Source organism: Thalassolituus sp. UBA2590 (assembly GCF_002339775.1).
Taxonomy (GTDB): Bacteria; Pseudomonadota; Gammaproteobacteria; order Pseudomonadales; family Oceanobacteraceae; genus Thalassolituus.
In genome coordinates, this window is sequence record NZ_DDKU01000014.1 from 1 (window position 1) to 18,687 (window position 18,687).

The following is an 18,687-nucleotide window of genomic DNA, read 5'->3' on the forward strand; positions in this document are numbered from 1 at the left end:
ATGAAGAGCCTGCGGCCGTGCTGGGCCTCCACGGTGTGCTGCCAAGCACGCTGCCTCTGCGTCTGGCTCTGGCTCTGGCTCTGGCTCGTCGTCGGCAAAGGTAAACGCGAACGATTGCGGGGCAGGCTTTTCTTCAGTTGTTGTCTCTTTGGCGTCTTCGCTGACTATGTCAGATACCGTTTCGGTCGCAGCGTCTTCGCTTTCAGCAGCGTTTTGTGCTCCTTCGCGCTCACCAACAAAGTAGTCGGTGGCGTTAAACACCTGCAGGCAGGAACCACAACGGACAAAGCCGTTAGCTGCTTCCAGCTGCTCATCGCCAACCCGGAAGCTGGTCTGACAATGAGGACAACGGGTTACCTGCGTAAACAACATCATTTTCAGCGTTTTTTCCCTGTAAGTACGACCCAGTCGCCTTCTTGCTCCGGTGCGTTCATATCAAACCACTGGCCGTAGCACTGACTGATGGTTTCGGCTTGCTCTGCCAGCAGACCTGAGAGGGCGAGTTTACCACCACTACGTGTCAGCCCGGCAATGGTTGGCGCTAATTGCTCAAGCGGACCAGCCAATATGTTTGCGACCATAATATCGGCCTGCAGTTCAGGCGTATTCTCTGGCAGATATATTTCATATTGGTCACGACTGATCCCATTGCGGTTAGCGTTGTCTTCTGTCGCTAACAGCGCTTGTGGATCAATATCGGTACCTGCCATATGGCGTGCGCCCAGCAGCAGAGCTGCGATGCCAAGAATCCCGCTGCCGCAGCCAAAGTCGACAACGAGTTCTCCGCCTTCCACTTCACGATCCAGAAACTTCAGACACAGTGATGTGGTTGGGTGGGTGCCGGTACCAAAAGCCAGGCCCGGATCGAGCATCAGGTTGACTGCATCTTTCTGCGGAGGCTCTTTCCAGCTCGGACACACCCAGAGCCGCTCACCGAATTGCATTGGGTGGTAGTTATCCATCCATTCGCGAACCCAGTCTTTGTCTTCGAGGATCTCGATCTTGTGGCGCGGCAGCTCAGTTTTGGCTTTCAGAGAGAACACGGTGTTCAGTTCTGCACTTAGCTCAGCCGGGTCTCGTGTGGCCTCGAACAGGCCAATGACACAGGTTTCATCCCAAACGGGGGTGGTGCCCAGTTCGGGTTCAAGAATTGGCTGATCTGCGTCGTCTTTGAGGGTAACGGACAGCGAACCGCACTCCATCAGAGTGTCTTCAACTTTGCTTACGAGCTCGCTGTGAGTATGAATGCGGATCTGGATCCAGGACATGGTTAAGCGTTTACCTGTGTGATTGCAGCCTGAAGCGCCAGCTCGTAACCCTGTACGCCCAGTCCGCAGATGACGCCCTGAGCGATGTCCGACAGATAGGAGTGCTGACGGAATGGCTCACGCGCGTGCACATTAGAGATGTGAACTTCGATAAAGGGGATCGCAACGCCAGCGAGTGCATCGCGAATCGCCACGCTGGTATGAGTGAAGGCACCGGGATTGATGAGAATAAAGCAGGTGTCGTCATCGCGTGCAGCATGAATCCGGTCGATGAGGATGTGCTCGGCATTGCTCTGCAACTGTTCCAGCTCATGTCCTGCGGCTTTTGCTATTGGCCCCAGTGTTTGCTCTATGTCTGCAAGCGTGGTCGAGCCATAAATATGTGGCTCGCGGGTGCCGAGCAGGTTCAGGTTTGGCCCTTGCAGAAGGAGTATGCGGGACATGGTTGTATCCAGATGCGTGTGTTTCTGCTGCGAGTTTGCCGAAAAAGCGCCGCAGCGTCCAGCGGGTGGGCATTGAGCGGCCGATTGCCGGCGAAAATGCTGGGAACGTCTATAGTTTATACAGCCCCTGATTCTGGTCTGTTGGGCATCCACTGTTCACCTGAGTCTGGCATTACTGTTAATGAAGCTGAAACGTCTGACAATCGCCTTGTCCGGAAAGCTTTTCTGGAGTTCGCTGCTGATATCAGCAACGCTGGTGGCAGACGTGAACCAGTGGGTTCCTGAGGACTTGGTTGCGCGTGCTGAAAAAGAATATGACTACAGTGCTGGTCGCCGAATAGAAGACTGGCGCCGTATGATGGAGCGGGTAGCGAATTACCCAGAAGACAGAAAACTTGAAGAGGTGAACTACTTCTTCAACAAGCGTGTACCTTTTTATAACGATGATAAGCACTGGGGCAAGATCGACTACTGGGCGACGCCCTACGAGGCATTGGGTACTAATGGCGGTGATTGCGAGGATTACGTCATTGCCAAATATTACACCCTGTCCAAGATCGGAATCGACGTCTCAAAACTGCGTATTACCTATGTTAAGGCCGTGCGACTGAATCAGGCTCACATGGTGCTGACGTATTTCCCCACCCCGGATGCGATCCCTCTGGTGCTTGATAATCTGATTAATCAGATACGCCCGGCCAGTAAACGCCCAGATCTCGATCCGGTTTACAGCTTCAATGCGAATGGAATGTGGCTCGACAAGATGAAGGGGCAGGGGATACTGTTGGGAGACCCCAACAAACTCGATTTGTGGACGGACCTGCGTGTCCGGATGAATAACCTAGGTATGGACTTATAAGCTCATGACACTCAGACAACAATTCTCTCTACTCGCCAGTCTGCTGGTCGTCGTGTTGCTGGCAGGAAACCTGGTCGTTACCGTGATCAACGGGCGTGATTATTTTGAGCAACAACTCAACGGGCGTGCGTACGACGCGGCTACCTCGCTGGCGTTGTCTATGTCGCAGATTGATGCAGAAGACTCGGTGCAACAGACCCGCCTGATGGACGTACTGTTTGATCGTGGCTTCTTCGAAGACATCACTTTTGCCCGGACGGATGGTGAAACTCTTCATCGCCGTGCGCGCGAGGCTTTCAGCAGCGGCGGTGCGCCTGAATGGTTCCAGAAACTGGTGCCGCTTGAGCTTATTCCGGCCGAAGCCGATGTTACCCGTGGCTGGCAGCGCCTCGGGACTGTGACTGTGATCAGTCATGCAGACTTTGCGTATCGTGACCTGTGGAACATGATCAGCGCAGAAATGATCTGGTTTGCCTGGGTGCTTCTGATTGCTCTGGTGGCACTGCAACTGCTGTTGCGGCTGTTGTTCCGGTCACTCGTGCGCGTAGAGAAACAGGCGCTGGCAATATCTGAACGTGATCTTCAGGTACAGGAAAACATACCGCGCGCGCGTGAACTGCGTCGCGTCGTGGAAGCCATGAATAAGATGGTACGTAAGCTTCAGGCGATTTTTGCCGAACAGGCAGAAATGACCGAGCGCCTGCGCGAAGAGTCATACCTCGATGCGCCGACTGGCCTGCTTAACCGTCGGGGCTTTGATCAGCAGTTTGGTCACATTCTTTCACGCGATGATGAACACAGTGGTGTGCTTGTCATTATGCAGATTCAGAACTTTACTGAATTCAACCTGAATGCCGGTCGTCAGGCCGGTGATGATCTTCTGGCTTTGTTGGGTAAGTCGCTTGAGCAATGGCGAACAGATTATCCGCACAGTCTGCTGGGCCGTCGCGCTGGTGCTGATTTCTCTCTGTTTGTGCCTTGTGCCGATCGTACGCAGGCCGACGATATTGTGCAGCAGGCGTTCAGTCTGATGAGCGTGTCGGCCCTGTCTCAACGAAATGAGCTCTGTTTCCACATGGGCGCCGTGTTCCTGCAAGGGGATCAGGATGATCCTGTGGATGCCTTCAGCCGCGCTGATGCTGCATTACGTCAGGCGCAGCGTCAGCCGACCGCTAAGTATCAGTTATACCAGCGTAGTGATTCTGAGTTTGATGAATGGACCGCCGGTGAGTGGCGTACCTTGTTGAATACCGTGCTCGAAGAGCAGAGTATTCAGCTGCAATACCTGCCTGTTATTTCTAACCACGATCAGAAACTGCTCCAGGTAGAGGTTTTCAGTCGTGTCAGCTGGCAAGGGCAGACGTTATCTGCGGCCCGCTTCTGGCCGATGGTTGAACAGCATCGACTGGCCGCGCGTTTCGACCTGGTAGTGATCGAGAAAGTGTTTCACTCAATGGATGACCTCGATAAAGACGCCGAGCCGGTTCGCTTCTGCATCAACCTGTCGCCTGCCTCGGTGCTGGATGAGAGTTTTCATCAGTCTTTGGCGGAGCTTCTTGCACGTTATCCTCAGCAGGCCCGCCGTATCGCGCTTGAGGTACCTGAGTTTGCTCTGTATTCCGCAGAACACGCGATAGCCCGACTTGCACTTAAGCTTCAGCCGTTTGGTGTTGATGTGGGTATTGATCAGGTCGGTACCGGTACTATGGCGTTCGCGTACCTGCAGCGCTTACCTCTGGCGTATGTTCGTATTGATGGGAGCTTTAACCGGGGTGTTCACCTGGCTCAGGATCATAAGTTCTACATCCAGAGTATGGTACAGATTGCCCATAACCTGGATCTGTTGGTGCTCGCGGAAGGGCTGGAAGAGGCACCAGACGTCAATGCAGTTCGCCAGACTGGTGTCGATGGTCTGGGTGGTTACTACTTCACCCGACCTCTCGACAGCCTGGAAGATGCCGTGAGCTGGCGCCCAACAGTGTGACCTTCAGTCATCTGTGCGACAATCTGCCGCTCTGAAAACTGAAGCAAATGCCGTATCCTGATGCACCTTCTGCCCCGTGCGGGCAGAAAGGTGATATTGGTTGCAATTAAGGCTGTCTGCTATGAAATTCTGTCTGAAACGTGTGTGTGGATCTGTTCTCCTCACCGTTGCTTCATTTTCCGCTACGGCGGAGTCTGTACTTGTCCACGATCCTTATGTTCGTGAACCCGTTCCGGGTCGGAGCATGAGTGCAGCCTTTATGACACTGACTAACACCAGTGATCAAGCACAGCGGCTGGTGTCGGTCTCTGCTCCGTGGGCCAGCTCGATAGAGATCCACACTCACCTGCATGAAAACGGTGTTATGAAAATGCGTCAGATCGAATCGCTCGAAGTACCGGCAGGCGAGAGCGTAACTCTGGAGCCAGGTGGTCTTCATCTGATGTTATTCGGCTTGAAAACGCCGCTGAAAAGCGAACTGCCTATGACCTTTTGTTTCGATAACTCAGAGTGCGTAGCACACACAGCACGTTTATTTTCTCCGATGTGAAACAGCTTTCGTAAATACTGATCTGAATCAGTTTTCAGCGAGAAATAGACACTTAGTTATTGTTTGCCGCTGGCCATAAGCTGGCGGCCTTGAGTATGGTCGGCGCTTACGATCGTTATGCCGGAAAGAGTTGTCATTCTCTATGAATATTCGTTTTATCAATTTCAGCCTTTGTGTCCTGTCTTTGTTGCTGCTGGCGCCTTTTTCAGCCACGGCGACTGCGGAAACGCTGGCAGTAAAAGATCCGGAACATACGACCGAGTTGCTGCAGCGGTTTGATAACATCGTTGCCGACCCAGAGGCCCGCCAGAAGGCCAATGCAGAAGGGCAGGAGCGCGCGCAGTTCTGCTTTCGTTGCCATGGCAAAAACGGTAACTCTGTACGTGATTACGTGCCGAATCTCGCCAGCCAGAACCCTGCTTATCTTTTTACTCAGTTTGAGAAATTCGCCTCAGGCACACGTAAAAACTACGTGATGAGTAAACTGGCAGAAATTCTGAGCGCCGACGAGCGCGTCGCGGTGGCCGTGTACTTTTCAGATAAGCCAGTGATTCCTCGTGATAACCGGCCCGAGCCCGACATGAAGGGCCAGCAGGTATACCAATCGCTGTGCTTTGCTTGTCATGGAGATAAGGGACACGGCAGTCATACGTATCCCCGCATTGCGGGTCAGCCCTATGAATTTCTTGAGAAAACACTGCTGAAATTCAAGCAGGGTGATGAGTCGAGAAAGAACTCTCCGATGACTGCCGTCGTCGGAAATCTGAGCGATGAAGATCTCAGGGCCGTCGCACGCTGGGTTGCGAATATGCCCTGATGGTATCATCCGCGCTGTTTAAGAATTTCAGGGGCAGCGCGGATCATGGCATCAGCTTCACAGCAGACACATTGGCAGTTCTGGGTCGACCGGGGCGGTACCTTCACCGATATTGTCGCGTTGACGCCAGATCAGCAGGTGCTGACGTATAAACTCCTGTCAGAGAATCCTGATCATTATGCAGACGCTGCCGTTGAAGGGATTCAGCGTCTTCAGGCTCGCCATCCGGATTTACCGACCGATATTTCGTCAGTGCGTATGGGCACGACTGTCGCGACCAATGCTCTGCTTGAGCGCAAAGGAGAGCCGACGGTTCTTTTGATCAGTAAGGGTCTCCGGGATCAGCTGGATATTGGTTATCAGACTCGCCCTGATATTTTCGCGACCCATATTGATTTGCCTGAGCCTCTCTACGACCGTGTGTATGAAGTGCCTGAACGGGTTCGCGCGGATGGAACAGTGGACTATGCGCTGGATGAAGAGGCTACACTGGTTCAGCTTCAGGAAGCCTATGATCAAGGCTTCCGGTGCGTTGCCGTTGTTCTTATGCATGCGTATCGCCACCCAGCGCATGAGAAACGCATACGGGAAATAGCCCAGCACATTGGTTTCTCACAGATCTCACTCAGTCATGAAGTCAGCCCTTTGGTGAAAATTGTCCCGCGTGGTCAGACAACGGTCGCGGATGCTTATCTTTCGCCTATTCTGCGTCGCTATGTCAATCAGGTTGCCGACGCTTTGTCAGCTTCTCAGACCGTGGATCTGGAGTTTATGCAGTCTAACGGGGGGCTTACTAAAGCGGAATTATTTCAGGGGCGCGATGCCATTCTGTCCGGGCCTGCGGGCGGTGTTGTCGGCATGGTGCGAACCGCTGAGGCGGATGGTTTTGATCGCATCGTCGGGTTTGATATGGGCGGGACGTCCACCGATGTCAGCCACTACGCTGGGACACTTGAGCGGGAAACCGAAACCGTTGTGAACGGTGTACGTTTACGCGTCCCTATGATGAATATTCATACGGTCGCGGCCGGTGGGGGATCCGTCGTTCGCTTTGCCGATGGTCGACTGCAGGTCGGCCCCGAGTCTGCCGGTGCCTACCCGGGCCCAGCTTGTTACCGCAACGGCGGCCCATTAACTGTTACTGACTGCAATCTGTTGCTTGGCCGGGTTAACTCAGAGTTCTTTCCGTCCGTGTTTGGCCCTCAGCAGAACCAGCCGCTGGATCTGAATACAGTACAGGAAAAGTTCTCTGAACTGGCGCAGCAGGTTGAGAGAGCAACAGGGCAACCCTGGACACCAGAACAGCTCGCCGAAGGGTTCCTCAGTATCGCTGTAGAGAATATGGCGGGGGCGGTAAAGAAAATCTCAGTGCAGCGTGGTTATGACGTACAGAATTACGTCCTTAGTGCGTTTGGCGGAGCAGGTGGTCAGCATGCGTGTTCTGTGGCCGCGGCACTCGGAGTCAGTAAGGTCTACCTGCACCCGATGGCCGGGGTTCTATCGGCCTACGGTATTGGCATCGCCGATCAGCGCTGGCTGGGTGAAGAGGCGGTTGAGAAAGAATTGTCTATCGCTGAAGCCGAGCTTAATGTTCGCGTAAAAAAACTTTTGGCTACGAGCCCGTTGGACGGGGACTACACGGTTCGTGTTTACCTGAGATACGAAGGCTCGGATACGCCACTGCTGGTCGATTGGCAAAATGCGGTGGAGGCTAAAAAGGCGTTTGAAATACAGCACAAACAATTGTTTGGGTTCATATATCCAGAAAAAGCGCTACTACTTGATGCGCTGCAAGTAGAGGTCACTGTAAGCGGCGAGACACTGCCTGAAGCTAGCTTACCTGACGTATCTGCTGACGATGTGAAAACACGCTCAGCGATTCAGTTATATGTTCAGGGGCGTTGGCGTCAGGTGGATGTTTACGACCGCTCTGATTTGCCTGTGGGCTTTATCGGGAAGGGCCCACTACTGCTGACTGATCAGAACTCAACACACTTTATTGAGCCAGGCTGGCAGCTCGAAGTACTGGCAAGCGGCGCGCTTGTTCTTGAAAAACGAATCAACGAAAAAGCAGTTCAGGAAGAGGCGATTAACGCGCCTGAAATTAAGAAAACTGCAGCAAACTACGACCCAGTGACGCTTGAGATATTTAATCACCTGTTTATGTCAGTCGCTGAACAAATGGGTTTTGTCCTCGAAAAAACAGCCAGCAGCGTGAACATTAAAGAGCGTCTCGATTTTTCGTGCGCTGTCTTTGATCGTCAGGGCGAGCTGGTGGCCAATGCACCACATATTCCCGTTCATTTGGGTTCCATGAGTGAAAGTATTCATGTCGTGATGCGTGAGCATAAAGATATGCAGCCGGGTGATGCCTTCGTATTAAATACCCCATACAACGGTGGTACTCACTTGCCGGACGTGACTGTGGTGAAACCCGTATTTATTGACCAGGGTGAATGCGCTGACTTTTTCGTCGCGGCACGCGGTCACCATGCTGATATTGGAGGCATTACACCGGGCTCTATGCCCGCTTACAGTCAGCATATCGAAGAGGAAGGTGTACTGTTAGATAACCTGGTGCTTATGCGAAGCGGAGTATTCCAGGAGTCTGCACTTCGTGAAGTACTTTTATCTGCAAAATATCCAGCCCGTAACCCGGATCAGAATATTGCCGATCTGATGGCTCAGCTGGCGGCCTGTGAAAAAGGCGCAGAAGAACTGAAGCGACTTTGTCAGCAGTATGGAGCAGCGATGGTTCATTCCTACATGATCTATGTGCAGGACAACGCTGAACAGACATTGCGGGATTGCCTGGCTGATTTGCCATCGGGAAGTTTCAGCTATGACATGGACGATGGGACGCGCTTTAAAGTCTCGGTCGATGTTGATAATAAAAATCGCACCGCATTGATTGATTTTAAAGGCACCGGATATCGCAAAGGCCAGCCAATGCACCCTGGCAACTTTAATGCACCGACGTCGGTGGTTAAGGCGGCTGTTCTCTACAGTTTCCGCGTACTCGTTAATAAGCAGATGCCTCTGAATGCAGGGTTTTTCCGACCATTGGAAATCAGAGTACCTGACGCGTCGATTATTGCGCCGGAATATCCGGCTGCTGTGGTATCAGGCAATGTCGAGACAGCTCAATACCTGGTGGATTGTTTAATGGGGGCGCTTGGTTTGATGGCTGGCGGGCAGGGAACCAATAATAATTTTACGTTCGGTAATGAGCGCTATCAATATTACGAAACACTGTGCGGTGGAGCGGGAGCAACAGAAGACGGGGCGGGGGCAAATGCAGTGCATACGCACATGACCAACTCCCGCCTTACAGACCCTGAAATTCTGGAGCAGCGCTACCCCGTTGTACTCGACGTCTTTCATGTTCGCCAGCTAAGTGGCGGCCGCGGAGATCATGCTGGTGGAAATGGCGTTGAGCGTCATATTCGCTTCCTTGAACCCATGACCGCCAACATCATCAGTGGCCATCGTTCGGTGCCTACGTTTGCATTGAATGGTGCTGGTGAAGGCAAAACCGGTCTCAACTTCGTACTACGTCATACTGGCCAGATAGACTGGCTGGAAGGTTGCGCCGCGATGGACGTAGCGGCGGGCGATACCTTTTGCATCCATACACCGGGTGGTGGTGGTTGGAATAGCCAAAGCAGTTCTTAACGTGACCCGCGGCAGGTTTCCGGCACTTGGGCGGCGACGAAGTAGTAGCCTTGCCAAATCTGTTTTTCGCCTTTGAACGCAAAAAACTGCACAGCCTGATTGCTGTAACAGGCGCGGAATTTAATGCCACGTGTGGAATACCCTTTGATGCTGGCGACTGCCAGCTCAGGGAGCTCTTCTGCGTTCACGTAGTAAAAAGTAGCATCGGTAAGTTGGTTTACGAAGCGGCGGTCTTTTTGCAGAGGCTTACACTGCTCGGACGAGGTGGCTCTTGAAATAACGGTTATCGAGCGGCTATGTTCCTCATCAGAGACCTGGTGCAGAGTGAACTCATCGCCTATTTTCAGATTTTCGTTGTGGATGGCGAGGCAGCTGCCAGTTACCCAGCCAAGCTTTTCGGCCACCTCGTTTTTGCGTTCAGGAGAAACGGTGACACAGCCCGAAAGAAGCGCGCTGAGTAGAGCAGTGATAAGTAGAGCGGTGGTCACAACCTGGCGTGGCATAGCGAATCCATAGCGACTTGAAACAGGCTCCCCACTATACAGTAATTAACCTGGCAGTAGAGAGCACGACGTTGTAAAACGCTACGGCGTTCGGGCGAGGTTAAATCGCCCGGATAACCTCGAGAAAGGTCTCTGGTTCGGGGCGTACACGATAGTTATCTGTTTCATGGGTCCAGACAACAGTTCCTTGTTTGTCGGTGAGCGTGAATGCTGGCAGAGGCTTGCCCACCGTGAGCGACTCGCTCTTCAGGCGGCCGTAGCGGGAGTACCAGTAGACGTATAAAAGAAAACCTACGTAGCTGATCAGGGCTAGGCTCAGTGGAAGCCAGCTGTCGCCTGATGAGCCCCACGCAGTCAGAGCGACGCCAGCGGCAATCGGCACATGGGCCTCGGGCAGATCTGCATTGGTGCGAGCCATCACAGGTTTGACCATTAAAAATCCGATAACCAGTGCCATGGGTGCGGCCGATAAGAGCACGCCAGCCCACGTCAGAACATCATGACCTTGCAGCAGCTGCCAGGCCGCATAGGCCGCGATCACAGAAGCAACGGTCATATAGATAGAAACGTAAGCGGCTTTTAAGCGGTTGAGCAGTACTTTCATCGGTATATTCCTGTATCAGGCCCGTAGACGACCAACGCGGTTAAACAGGCCACGGTAGGTCATCAGCCAGAGCACGTCGACCAATGACCAGAAGCCCTGATCCTGACGACGTGGTGCTTTTCCTTTGCCCATGCGATGCAACTGGCGTTCGTACCAGGAGACTTCCATCAGAGCCATTTTGTCGATCATTTTGACACCGGTTTTGATAGGACGCACCACGCTGGTGAAATCTTCACCGCTCAGAATACGTTTTACCAGATCGGGCTCAACGCACAGTGGGCGTCCGAGGCCAACGAGATCGCATGCGCCAGATTCTACGGCAGCAGCCATGCCTTCTGATGTGCGAAATCCTCCGGTGACCATCAGAGGAACATCCACTTTATTGCGCAGCATTTCGGCGAACTCAAGGAAGTAGGCTTCGCGCAGCTTAGTAGATTCTTTGACTGGCTCGTCTTTACCCAGCTTTTTGTTGTGATGCTCGCTGCCCTGAGCCATCGCGGGTGTTTCGTAAGTGCCGCCTGAAATTTCAATCAGATCAATACCCAGTCCAGCGAGGGTGGTTGCAACGGTCGCTGCATCATTCTCATCAAAGCCACCACGTTGAAAGTCTGCGGAGTTCATTTTAATGCCGATGCTGAAATCTTTTCCTGTCGCATCACGCATCGCTTTGTAGACTTCGACAACAAAGCGCATACGGTTTTCTATCGAGCCGCCCCAGTGGTCTTCACGTTGGTTATGGTGAGGGGACAGAAACTGGCTGACCAGGTAACCATGTGCGCCGTGAATCTGAACGCCGTCGAACCCGGCTTGTTTGGCTAGTGCAGCGGCATTAGCGAAGCGCTTGATGCAATCCTGAATGTCGTCTTCGGTCATCGCTCGCGGCGTACCGAAGAAGGCCTGCATCTCTTTGCGAAATGGAATGGCACTCGGTGACATCGGATCTTTATTAAGCATCTTCGGTGTCTGCTTCCCTGGATGGTTGAGCTGCATCCAGACAAGTCCACCCTGAGACTTCGCCGCCGCTGCCCATGCTTTGAGCATATCCATATCGCGATCGTCTTCCAGAACGACATTGTTAGGCTCACCCAGGTGACGACGGTCGATCATAACGTTGCCGGTAAAGCTCAGGCCGGTACCACCTTCGGCCCAGCGCTGGTAGAGTTTCGGTAGTGCTTTGGTCACACGCAGGTCGACGCTACCCAGAGTTTCACTTAAAGCAGATTTCGCGAAACGATTCGGTACAACACTGCCGTTTGGAAGCGTAAGTGGCTGTCCGAGGGTCTGGCTGGCGTTCATGGTTGGCTCCTGTGAATGACCAAGTTGAGAAACAGCCTGCACTATACGGTGAAGAGAACTGTAAATTGGTGTTATTTTGAGCCAAACTCCGGTAGTGTCAGTAACAGAAAGTAACCAGCGGTGCGGGTTGTGCCAGATTACCATTGGTATTGTGTCTTTCTGGAATATAAGAACTAACCTGTACAGACAATCTCTTTTCGGGGTCTTTGCGAAGCCGATGAGTAAAACGTATCTGCAAGTTGTCACTGGCCTGTTTCTGGGGCTACTCAGTATCACTGCGTCTGCGTTATCGGATGCGGAGTTCAGAACGTCTCTGGAAGCTGCTCGTCAGGGGCAGTGGAATAAGGTTTCTGAGAACGCATCGGATCATGTGCTCGCCCCTTATATTGAATACCATCGTATCAAGCGTAACCTGCCTGATGTATCTGCTGCGGATGTCAGAGCCTACGCTACTGAAAATGCGGATTCGCCTCTTTCACGCTGGATTGTACGCCATGCAACACTGACCTACGGTGCTGCCCGTAAATGGGACGAAGTTCTTTCTCTGAATGAATACGCACCGGCTGATGCCCCGGGGCGCTGCATTTATTACCGGGCGAAACTGATTAAAGATCAGGCGGCAGCTTTCGATGGCGGTCGTCAGTTGTGGCTTAGCGGAAGCTCGCGCCCTGAGCAATGCGATGACCTGTTCAAAGCCATGCTGAGCCGTGGCGAAATTAATGAGCAGGCGATCTGGCAGCGCGCTGTTCTGGCACTGCAGGCTGGTAACCGAAGCTTATCTGATTACCTGCTGCGTAAGTTGCCAGCAGAATGGAAGGTTGCCTCAAGTACTTTTCGCCAGTTGCGTTCGTCACCAGAGAGGCTCCTGACGCTGGATAAAACCTTTCCTGACGGCGTAGAGCGCAGTGATATGGGATACGCAGTGCTTGCTTATCTGGTGCGTCGCAAACCCGCGGACGTTGCCGAGCTTTATCCGCAACTGTCCGAAGCGGGAGTGCTGAGTGAAGCGCAGCTCGCGCGCCTCGGGAATATGTTAGCTGCCCGCAGTTACAAGTTCGATGCGGAGGAGCGTCCTGATATCGTCGACCAGCTCCTGTCCGACCTGGGCGATGGCAACCTTATTGGCCCCGTACTTCGTGAAGCGATCGCCCAGTCTGACTGGGACGCCGTGCTGGCCTGGACTGATAAAGTGCAGGGCAGTGAAAGAGAATCTGGATACCACATGTACTGGCGTGGTCGCGCACTGGAAGCGCTTGGGCAATCTGAAGCTGCTCATCACGCCTACACGAAAGCCGCCTCGGCCCGCGAATTTTATGGCTTTCTTGCAGCAGAAAAACTCGCTCTGCCTTATGAGCTGAAACAGACAAAGACCAGTCTGCAGGAAGGGCAGCTCGAAGCCGTTGCTGATTCACCAGCTATTGCCCGTATTCGTGCTCTCTGGGCTATCGGTGAAGAAGGGCTGGCGGCCGATGAATGGAATTTCACTCTGCTGCGTCATCCTTCTGATACGCCTGTGTATGCCGAGCTGGCGAAGCAGAATGGCTGGCCAGCATTGGCAGTGCAGGCGACGATTTCAGGACGCCACTGGAACTTGCTGGAGCATCGCTTCCCGCTGGCGTATCAGGATGAGTTCAGCCGTTGGGCAGAAGAGTATGACCTCGACCCTTCCTTGTTGATGTCAATCGCCCGGCGAGAGAGCGCCTTCAACCCTCATGCCCGCTCTCCTGTTGGTGCGCGCGGTCTGATGCAGATCATGCCGGCGACCGCGAAGCAGGTAGCCAGAGAGAAGAATCTGGTTTTACATGACGTCAATGAAGACCTGATGGACTATCGCACCAACATCCCGCTGGGCAGTTACTATGTTCGCTCTCTACTGGAGCGTTATCAGGGGAACCTGATTGCAGCTCTGGCCGGCTACAATGCTGGCCCACACAAGGTCGATCGCTGGCTGAAAGACGCGCCGGTGGCTTACGACCAGTTTATTGAAAGCATCCCGTATCGTGAGACCCGTGACTACGTCAAAGCCGTACTTGCATACCGCGTTATTTTCAGCAGTCTGAAAGGCAAAGAAGTAACGGCGGTCCTTGATCCTGACGAGCGTGTGTTTGCACAGCAGTTGTCTCAGGCTGAGACCTCCATCCCAGCCCGCAACTGATCTGGTGCCTGATCTGCGCTGGCAACTTCATACCTGAGCATCATGGTCGGGATTATGGTAGACTGCCGCCAGTTTCAGTTAATACGAACAGTGAGAGACAGACGCTATGGATATCATGCAGGTCATTAAAGATCAGATCGAAAACAACGACATCCTTCTGTACATGAAAGGTTCACCGAACCAGCCACTGTGTGGCTTCTCTGCCCGTACAGTACAAGCGGTTATGGATTGCGGTCAGAAGTTTGCGTACGTTGATGTGCTGTCTAACCAGGACATTCGTGCGAATCTGCCTAAGTACGGCAACTGGCCGACCTTCCCGCAGCTGTGGGTAAAAGGTGAGCTGATCGGTGGTTGTGATATCGTCACTGAAATGTACGAAAAAGGTGAGCTGAAGACTCTGCTTGAAGAAGCAGCACCAGCTGAGTAAACACCGCTTACAGAGCCGGATATTTGATCCGGTATACGTAACGCAAATAAGCCCGCTTGATGCGGGCTTTTTTGTTTCTGGAATCCAAATCTAAACTAAATACCCGGGCGGACTGCCCGGGCGCTCATTGGATCAGAAACTATAGCGTCCAGTGAGCTGAGCATAGCGTCCCTGTGCTTCATAACCAGGTACAGTTTCGTACTCTCGATCGGTCAGGTTCTCGATGCGAGCAGTCAAACTGAAGTCCTGGAAAGCCTCCCAGGTTGCACTGAGGTTGAGCAGAACGAACGGAGCGATATAGCCGCCGGATCTCGATGGTGCCTGGCCTCGGTACTGGCTCTCAAGTGCACTCGATAGCTTGCCCGAAGTCCAACGTACATTGAGCTTGGTTGCACGAATTGGACGACGCTCAATCAGATTTCCAGTGTCTTGATTCCGAGCTTCGGTCCACTCTTGAATCAGCTCACTGTTCCACGCGTCATCCCAGTTCTGAGCCCAGGTTACGCTCGCAAAATTAACGTAGCTTTCACCTAGGTTAACTGGATAAAACGCACTGTTTGATACGATCTGATTGTTAAACAGGCTGCGCTGACCACTCACTGTGACAGAACCGCCAGCTGCAAAATTATCGTATGCGGCTGTGTAATCGACCGACCAGATGCGTGATGTTTCCGCCTTCAGATCTTCGTTTGAGTAATCGCCGAAGTCGCTTGCTGGATAGTAGAGGTCGTTAAACGTAGGAGCGCGGAAGGCTGTAGCCTGTCCGAAAGCCAGTTCCTGGTTGTCGGTCAGATAGAAGGCAACAGAGGTGTTAAACGAGCGGAAGCGGCCGTAGTTGCTGTTGTCGTCGATGCGAGCGCCAATTTCAGCGGCCAAGCTATCGCTGCTGTAACGAACTCCAAGTAATCCGCCATGGTTGCGCTCGTTGTCTGTGTCGTACTCAACAGGACGCGTGAGTAGTTTAACCAAGCGAGTATCAGCAGCAGCCAGCAGGCTGACATGTTCAGTCAGACCAATAAGGGCCGTGATTTCTGCAACATCTTTGCGGCTACCAAACAACTGAGCATCGCCGCTGCGAGTAACACCGTTACCGTAGTTCCAGCTACGATCGTAGCCTCGACCGGCTCTGGCATTCAGCAGCAGGCCGTCAGTATTCAATGTGTAGCCGAGGTTCATAGCGCGATTATCGAAGTCGGCTTCGTCAGTACCGCCAAAGCTGTTGTCGTAGTCGTAAGATCCGCGGTTCACCTGAGCATCAAAATTTACGCTCTGCTGTTCCGAGATTGCATAACCGACACCGGCATTCAGACCGTTACGCTCGTAGCCATCGCGATCATTCTCTGTGTCGTTATTAATGTCGTAACCAGCTGAACGATCATGGTTTAAATTCAGGTAGGTGTCGACATCGCCAAACTGGTGACGTGTACGCAGTGAGACAGCTTTCGTCTGGTTGGTGCCAACTGTTGCAGCCACTTCGTTCAGTGAGGTATCGAGACGTGTGATGATATTGACGACACCGGCTTGCGCATCCGCACCATATATAGCACTGCGGCTGCCTTTAATAATTTCGATACGTTCGATCTGCTCCAGCGCAATTAACTGGACTTCTGTGGTACCGGAAGTGGCACTTCCGACACGCTGCCCATTCACCAGAAATAGTACCTGCTTGCCATCGAGACCATTGATATAGAGGTTCGAAGAGTGAGGTACTCCTCCTGTTTTTGAAAACTGGAAGCCAGCTTTGCTCGCCAGTAAAGAGTACAGGTTGTTGGCACCTGACGTCTCTATATCGTCACGATCCACTACAACGATTTGTGCACTATTGATGGAAGGTGCTGCAATGCGGTTAGCGACAGTGACGACATCGTCCAGGGTGTTTTCTGCGTATGACACTGTGGCGGTCATAAGTACGGCCGCAGTAAGGAGTGATTTTTTCATCATGATTCCGAATGGTTTTAATGGGCAACCAGTCGGCGGGAAAGAATAGGCGAAGGAGAGCCCTGGAGCTCACTTAGCACCTGTATCGCCCACCGCAATACTGTTGGTTCGGATTCAGGCCGGTATCCGGGCTGACGACTGAAACCCTGAAGTTCAAAGGATTTCCGGCATTGATGCCTTCCCATGCTATGCACAGTGGCGTTGTATCAATACCTGGTCGATCACCGTTGCGGGGGCAGCGCTGGGTTTGTTGTGAAACTCACCAGTCTTCCCGTTTAACTTCTGTCTGGTGGACAGAGGCACCTGAATTGCGAGGCAGAGTACTCGTGGTGACCGGTTTGGTCAAGTTGAGGGCAGGTTGGTCATCCGTTTTCTTCGGCGGGAAGGCACAACACAAAGCAGGCTCCGCCAAGCGAACTGCGCTGATAACGGAGGCGCCCCTGATGGTGTGATGTAACGATAAAATACGATACCGACAACCCAAGTCCTGTGCCGTCTCCGACTTCTTTGGTTGTATAGAAGGGTTCGAAAATATGCGGTGCGACATCAGACGGAATGCCGGGGCCGTTGTCCTCAATTTCGAGGCAGGTCATGTTGTTCTGGCGACTGGCTCTGATTCGAACTTTAGGGTGCCAGCCCTCACCACCATTATATTCTTCCAGTGCCTGCTGTGCATTGCGCAGTAAGTTGAGTAGTACCTGTTCTATTTCACTGGGGACGCAGTGTATCTGAGCATCGCCGGCAGCTTTGTCGATGTCGAGATCGATATGTTTCAGCGACAGGTCGTTGTGGGCGATATTCAGTGTGGTATTAATGAGTTCAGTGATGCCGATGTCGCGTTTCTGGAGGTGATCGTTACGGGAAAATTGCAGCATATTGGCAACAATACGTGCCGCGCGTTCACCAGCGTTCTGAATATGGTCAAAGAACTGATCAATGCCTCTTCCTGTTAGGTACTGATTCAGAAGCTCCATACTTAACCCGAGTTCGTCAGCAAGGCGCTGGTTCGCAGCCAGGCTCGGATCTAAGCGACGTCGTGTATTCTGCAGGTTTTGCAGAATGGCCCCAAGCGGATTATTAATTTCGTGGGCCATGCCGGCAGCCAACCCACCGACCGTCATCATTTTTTCGGTCTGTACCATGACTTCTTCCATACGCTGGCGTTGAGACACATCGTCGATACGTATTACCAACCGTGCCTGCTGCCCGCTATGCAGAGGATAAGCGAGTACGTCTGTGACCAGAACTTTTTCTGCAAAGCGTATTTTGACGCGTTCAGATTTCACCATGTGAGGTGTTTCGCCGGGAGTGGCCGGCATCAGGTTCAGTTTGCCAAGTTCTGGTATCAGTTGCGCCAGAGGCAGGCCGTTGAGTTGTGAATACTCCATGTTCAACCAGTCACCAGCCTGCTCATTACACTGAACGATACGATTACGGGAATCAAGCGCGAACAGGGCGGTTGGCATGGCGTTCAGGATACCGTCGAGCAGTGTCTGAGTGTTTTTCAGCTGCACTTCAATACTTCGGCGGACGGAGACCTCTTTCGCCAGGTTTTCGTTCATCTGGCGGGTTTCCGTCGATAATCGTGTTGCGCGTAAACGGGCATGTTCTGCTTGCTGATGAGCTGTTTTCAGATGCTGAGTGCGTTGATTGCGGCGCCAGAAAAGATCGTTCAACGCCTCGATCAGAGGGTGAAGATCAGGGTCTCTGAGTTTCAGGGTAATGCGACCATCGTCGTCGCGGGTGTTGGCTTCCCGGATGTCTTCAAGCAAATGCATGTAGGGGGTCTGCTGCCATTGCCGGGTTATCAGGTACAACATAAATACGAGCATCGCTGATAAGGTAACGGTAACCAGGCTGGTGCTCAGGGTGTCCATGTAAAAGAAGCCTGGCAAGGAAACATCGTTCCTGATGAATAAATCGAACTCGTCTCCGAGAATGGCAAAGTGGTAGTTAAAATAGTCTTCAGGGAGAGGTTGAGTATACAGATTGGGCGCCAGAAGCGTGGGGCCTTCGCCTGAGTGACTGTGCGCCAGACGTTCTCCGCGCTCGTTATAAAGTCCAGCTTCCTGAATCTGATAGTGCTGCGCCATGTGATACAGGGTGGTCTGTACGGCTTGCAGCTTACCGGGAGAGGCAGCCATTTGGGGTTCAATGATATGCCCCAC

15 protein-coding genes and 1 riboswitch are annotated in these 18,687 nt (G+C 52.8%); of the genes, 7 read left to right on the forward strand and 8 right to left on the reverse strand.

Annotation, left to right across the window (positions count from 1 at the left end; translation table 11 throughout):
• The 3 genes from B2067_RS01080 to aroQ form a co-directional block, all read right to left on the reverse strand.
• On the reverse strand, positions 1-375 hold a 375-nt coding region (locus tag B2067_RS01080; RefSeq protein ID WP_301387214.1), incomplete at its 3' end, for an MJ0042-type zinc finger domain-containing protein.
• Between the two features lie 2 nt (positions 376-377).
• Positions 378-1,268 (reverse strand): 50S ribosomal protein L11 methyltransferase, encoded by an 891-nt coding sequence (gene prmA / locus B2067_RS01085; RefSeq protein ID WP_301378022.1) that lies wholly within the window; start codon positions 1,266-1,268, stop codon positions 378-380.
• Positions 1,269-1,270: 2 nt separating this feature from the next.
• Positions 1,271-1,711 (reverse strand): type II 3-dehydroquinate dehydratase, encoded by a 441-nt coding sequence (aroQ, locus tag B2067_RS01090; RefSeq protein ID WP_068443942.1) that lies wholly within the window; start codon positions 1,709-1,711, stop codon positions 1,271-1,273.
• Between the two features lie 181 nt (positions 1,712-1,892).
• Here aroQ and B2067_RS01095 point away from each other — a divergent pair, with 181 nt between their 5' ends.
• From B2067_RS01095 to B2067_RS01115, 5 genes are all read left to right on the forward strand, one after another.
• The gene (locus B2067_RS01095) at positions 1,893-2,570 is read left to right on the forward strand and encodes a transglutaminase-like cysteine peptidase (RefSeq protein ID WP_068442666.1); all 678 of its coding nucleotides are present in this window, start codon (positions 1,893-1,895) and stop codon (positions 2,568-2,570) included.
• Positions 2,571-2,574: 4 nt separating this feature from the next.
• Positions 2,575-4,554 (forward strand): EAL domain-containing protein, encoded by a 1,980-nt coding sequence (locus tag B2067_RS01100; protein ID WP_076515151.1) that lies wholly within the window; start codon positions 2,575-2,577, stop codon positions 4,552-4,554.
• Positions 4,555-4,675: 121 nt separating this feature from the next.
• Entirely contained in the window at positions 4,676-5,104 is a 429-nt protein-coding gene (locus B2067_RS01105) for a copper chaperone PCu(A)C (protein WP_068443947.1), read from the forward strand.
• Positions 5,105-5,246: 142 nt separating this feature from the next.
• Positions 5,247-5,921 carry a c-type cytochrome gene (locus B2067_RS01110; protein WP_084188776.1) on the forward strand — a complete coding sequence of 225 codons (675 nt, stop codon included), beginning with the start codon at positions 5,247-5,249 and terminating at the stop codon, positions 5,919-5,921.
• Positions 5,922-5,966: 45 nt separating this feature from the next.
• On the forward strand, positions 5,967-9,596 hold the full coding sequence (locus tag B2067_RS01115; RefSeq protein WP_301387215.1) for a hydantoinase B/oxoprolinase family protein: 3,630 nt from the start codon (positions 5,967-5,969) through the stop codon (positions 9,594-9,596).
• On the opposite strand, the gene B2067_RS01120 is transcribed toward B2067_RS01115, so the two are convergent.
• The 3 genes from B2067_RS01120 to B2067_RS01130 all read right to left on the reverse strand — a co-directional run bounded on the left by B2067_RS01120 (position 9,593) and on the right by B2067_RS01130 (position 11,999).
• Complete coding sequence (locus tag B2067_RS01120) at positions 9,593-10,099, reverse strand: hypothetical protein (protein ID WP_301387216.1); 507 nt, start codon at positions 10,097-10,099, stop codon at positions 9,593-9,595. The genes B2067_RS01115 and B2067_RS01120 overlap by 4 nt on opposite strands.
• Before the next feature lie 100 nt (positions 10,100-10,199).
• Positions 10,200-10,703 carry a hypothetical protein gene (locus B2067_RS01125; protein WP_301387217.1) on the reverse strand — a complete coding sequence of 168 codons (504 nt, stop codon included), beginning with the start codon at positions 10,701-10,703 and terminating at the stop codon, positions 10,200-10,202.
• Positions 10,704-10,718: 15 nt separating this feature from the next.
• The gene (locus tag B2067_RS01130) at positions 10,719-11,999 is read right to left on the reverse strand and encodes an NADH:flavin oxidoreductase/NADH oxidase family protein (RefSeq protein WP_301387218.1); all 1,281 of its coding nucleotides are present in this window, start codon (positions 11,997-11,999) and stop codon (positions 10,719-10,721) included.
• 217 nt (positions 12,000-12,216) lie between these two features.
• Here B2067_RS01130 and B2067_RS01135 point away from each other — a divergent pair, with 217 nt between their 5' ends.
• The gene (locus B2067_RS01135) at positions 12,217-14,154 is read left to right on the forward strand and encodes a transglycosylase SLT domain-containing protein (RefSeq protein ID WP_301378026.1); all 1,938 of its coding nucleotides are present in this window, start codon (positions 12,217-12,219) and stop codon (positions 14,152-14,154) included.
• A 106-nt stretch (positions 14,155-14,260) separates the two neighbouring features.
• Complete coding sequence (gene grxD, locus B2067_RS01140; RefSeq protein WP_068435309.1) at positions 14,261-14,581, forward strand: Grx4 family monothiol glutaredoxin; 321 nt, start codon at positions 14,261-14,263, stop codon at positions 14,579-14,581.
• Positions 14,582-14,713: 132 nt separating this feature from the next.
• On the opposite strand, the gene B2067_RS01145 is transcribed toward grxD, so the two are convergent.
• Together B2067_RS01145 and B2067_RS01150 are read right to left on the reverse strand one after the other, a co-directional pair.
• Positions 14,714-16,519 (reverse strand): TonB-dependent receptor domain-containing protein, encoded by a 1,806-nt coding sequence (locus B2067_RS01145; RefSeq protein WP_301387219.1) that lies wholly within the window; start codon positions 16,517-16,519, stop codon positions 14,714-14,716.
• Positions 16,520-16,619: 100 nt separating this feature from the next.
• Positions 16,620-16,841, reverse strand: a riboswitch (cobalamin riboswitch).
• Positions 16,842-16,881: 40 nt separating this feature from the next.
• A partial coding sequence (locus B2067_RS01150) for a two-component system sensor histidine kinase NtrB (RefSeq protein ID WP_301387220.1) occupies positions 16,882-18,687 on the reverse strand: 1,806 nt, incomplete at its 5' end.

Excerpts from the sequence above, each read along its gene's own strand:
- prmA (WP_301378022.1), bottom strand. The coding sequence starts at position 1,268 with ATGTCCTGGATCCAGATCCGCATTCATACTCACAGCGAGCTCGTAAGC.
- aroQ (WP_068443942.1), bottom strand. The coding sequence starts at position 1,711 with ATGTCCCGCATACTCCTTCTGCAAGGGCCAAACCTGAACCTGCTCGGC.
- B2067_RS01095 (WP_068442666.1), top strand. The coding sequence starts at position 1,893 with ATGAAGCTGAAACGTCTGACAATCGCCTTGTCCGGAAAGCTTTTCTGG.
- B2067_RS01100 (WP_076515151.1), top strand. The coding sequence starts at position 2,575 with ATGACACTCAGACAACAATTCTCTCTACTCGCCAGTCTGCTGGTCGTC.
- B2067_RS01105 (WP_068443947.1), top strand. The coding sequence starts at position 4,676 with ATGAAATTCTGTCTGAAACGTGTGTGTGGATCTGTTCTCCTCACCGTT.
- B2067_RS01110 (WP_084188776.1), top strand. The coding sequence starts at position 5,247 with ATGAATATTCGTTTTATCAATTTCAGCCTTTGTGTCCTGTCTTTGTTG.
- B2067_RS01115 (WP_301387215.1), top strand. The coding sequence starts at position 5,967 with ATGGCATCAGCTTCACAGCAGACACATTGGCAGTTCTGGGTCGACCGG.
- B2067_RS01120 (WP_301387216.1), bottom strand. The coding sequence starts at position 10,099 with ATGCCACGCCAGGTTGTGACCACCGCTCTACTTATCACTGCTCTACTC.
- B2067_RS01125 (WP_301387217.1), bottom strand. The coding sequence starts at position 10,703 with ATGAAAGTACTGCTCAACCGCTTAAAAGCCGCTTACGTTTCTATCTAT.
- B2067_RS01130 (WP_301387218.1), bottom strand. The coding sequence starts at position 11,999 with ATGAACGCCAGCCAGACCCTCGGACAGCCACTTACGCTTCCAAACGGC.
- B2067_RS01135 (WP_301378026.1), top strand. The coding sequence starts at position 12,217 with ATGAGTAAAACGTATCTGCAAGTTGTCACTGGCCTGTTTCTGGGGCTA.
- grxD (WP_068435309.1), top strand. The coding sequence starts at position 14,261 with ATGGATATCATGCAGGTCATTAAAGATCAGATCGAAAACAACGACATC.
- B2067_RS01145 (WP_301387219.1), bottom strand. The coding sequence starts at position 16,519 with ATGAAAAAATCACTCCTTACTGCGGCCGTACTTATGACCGCCACAGTG.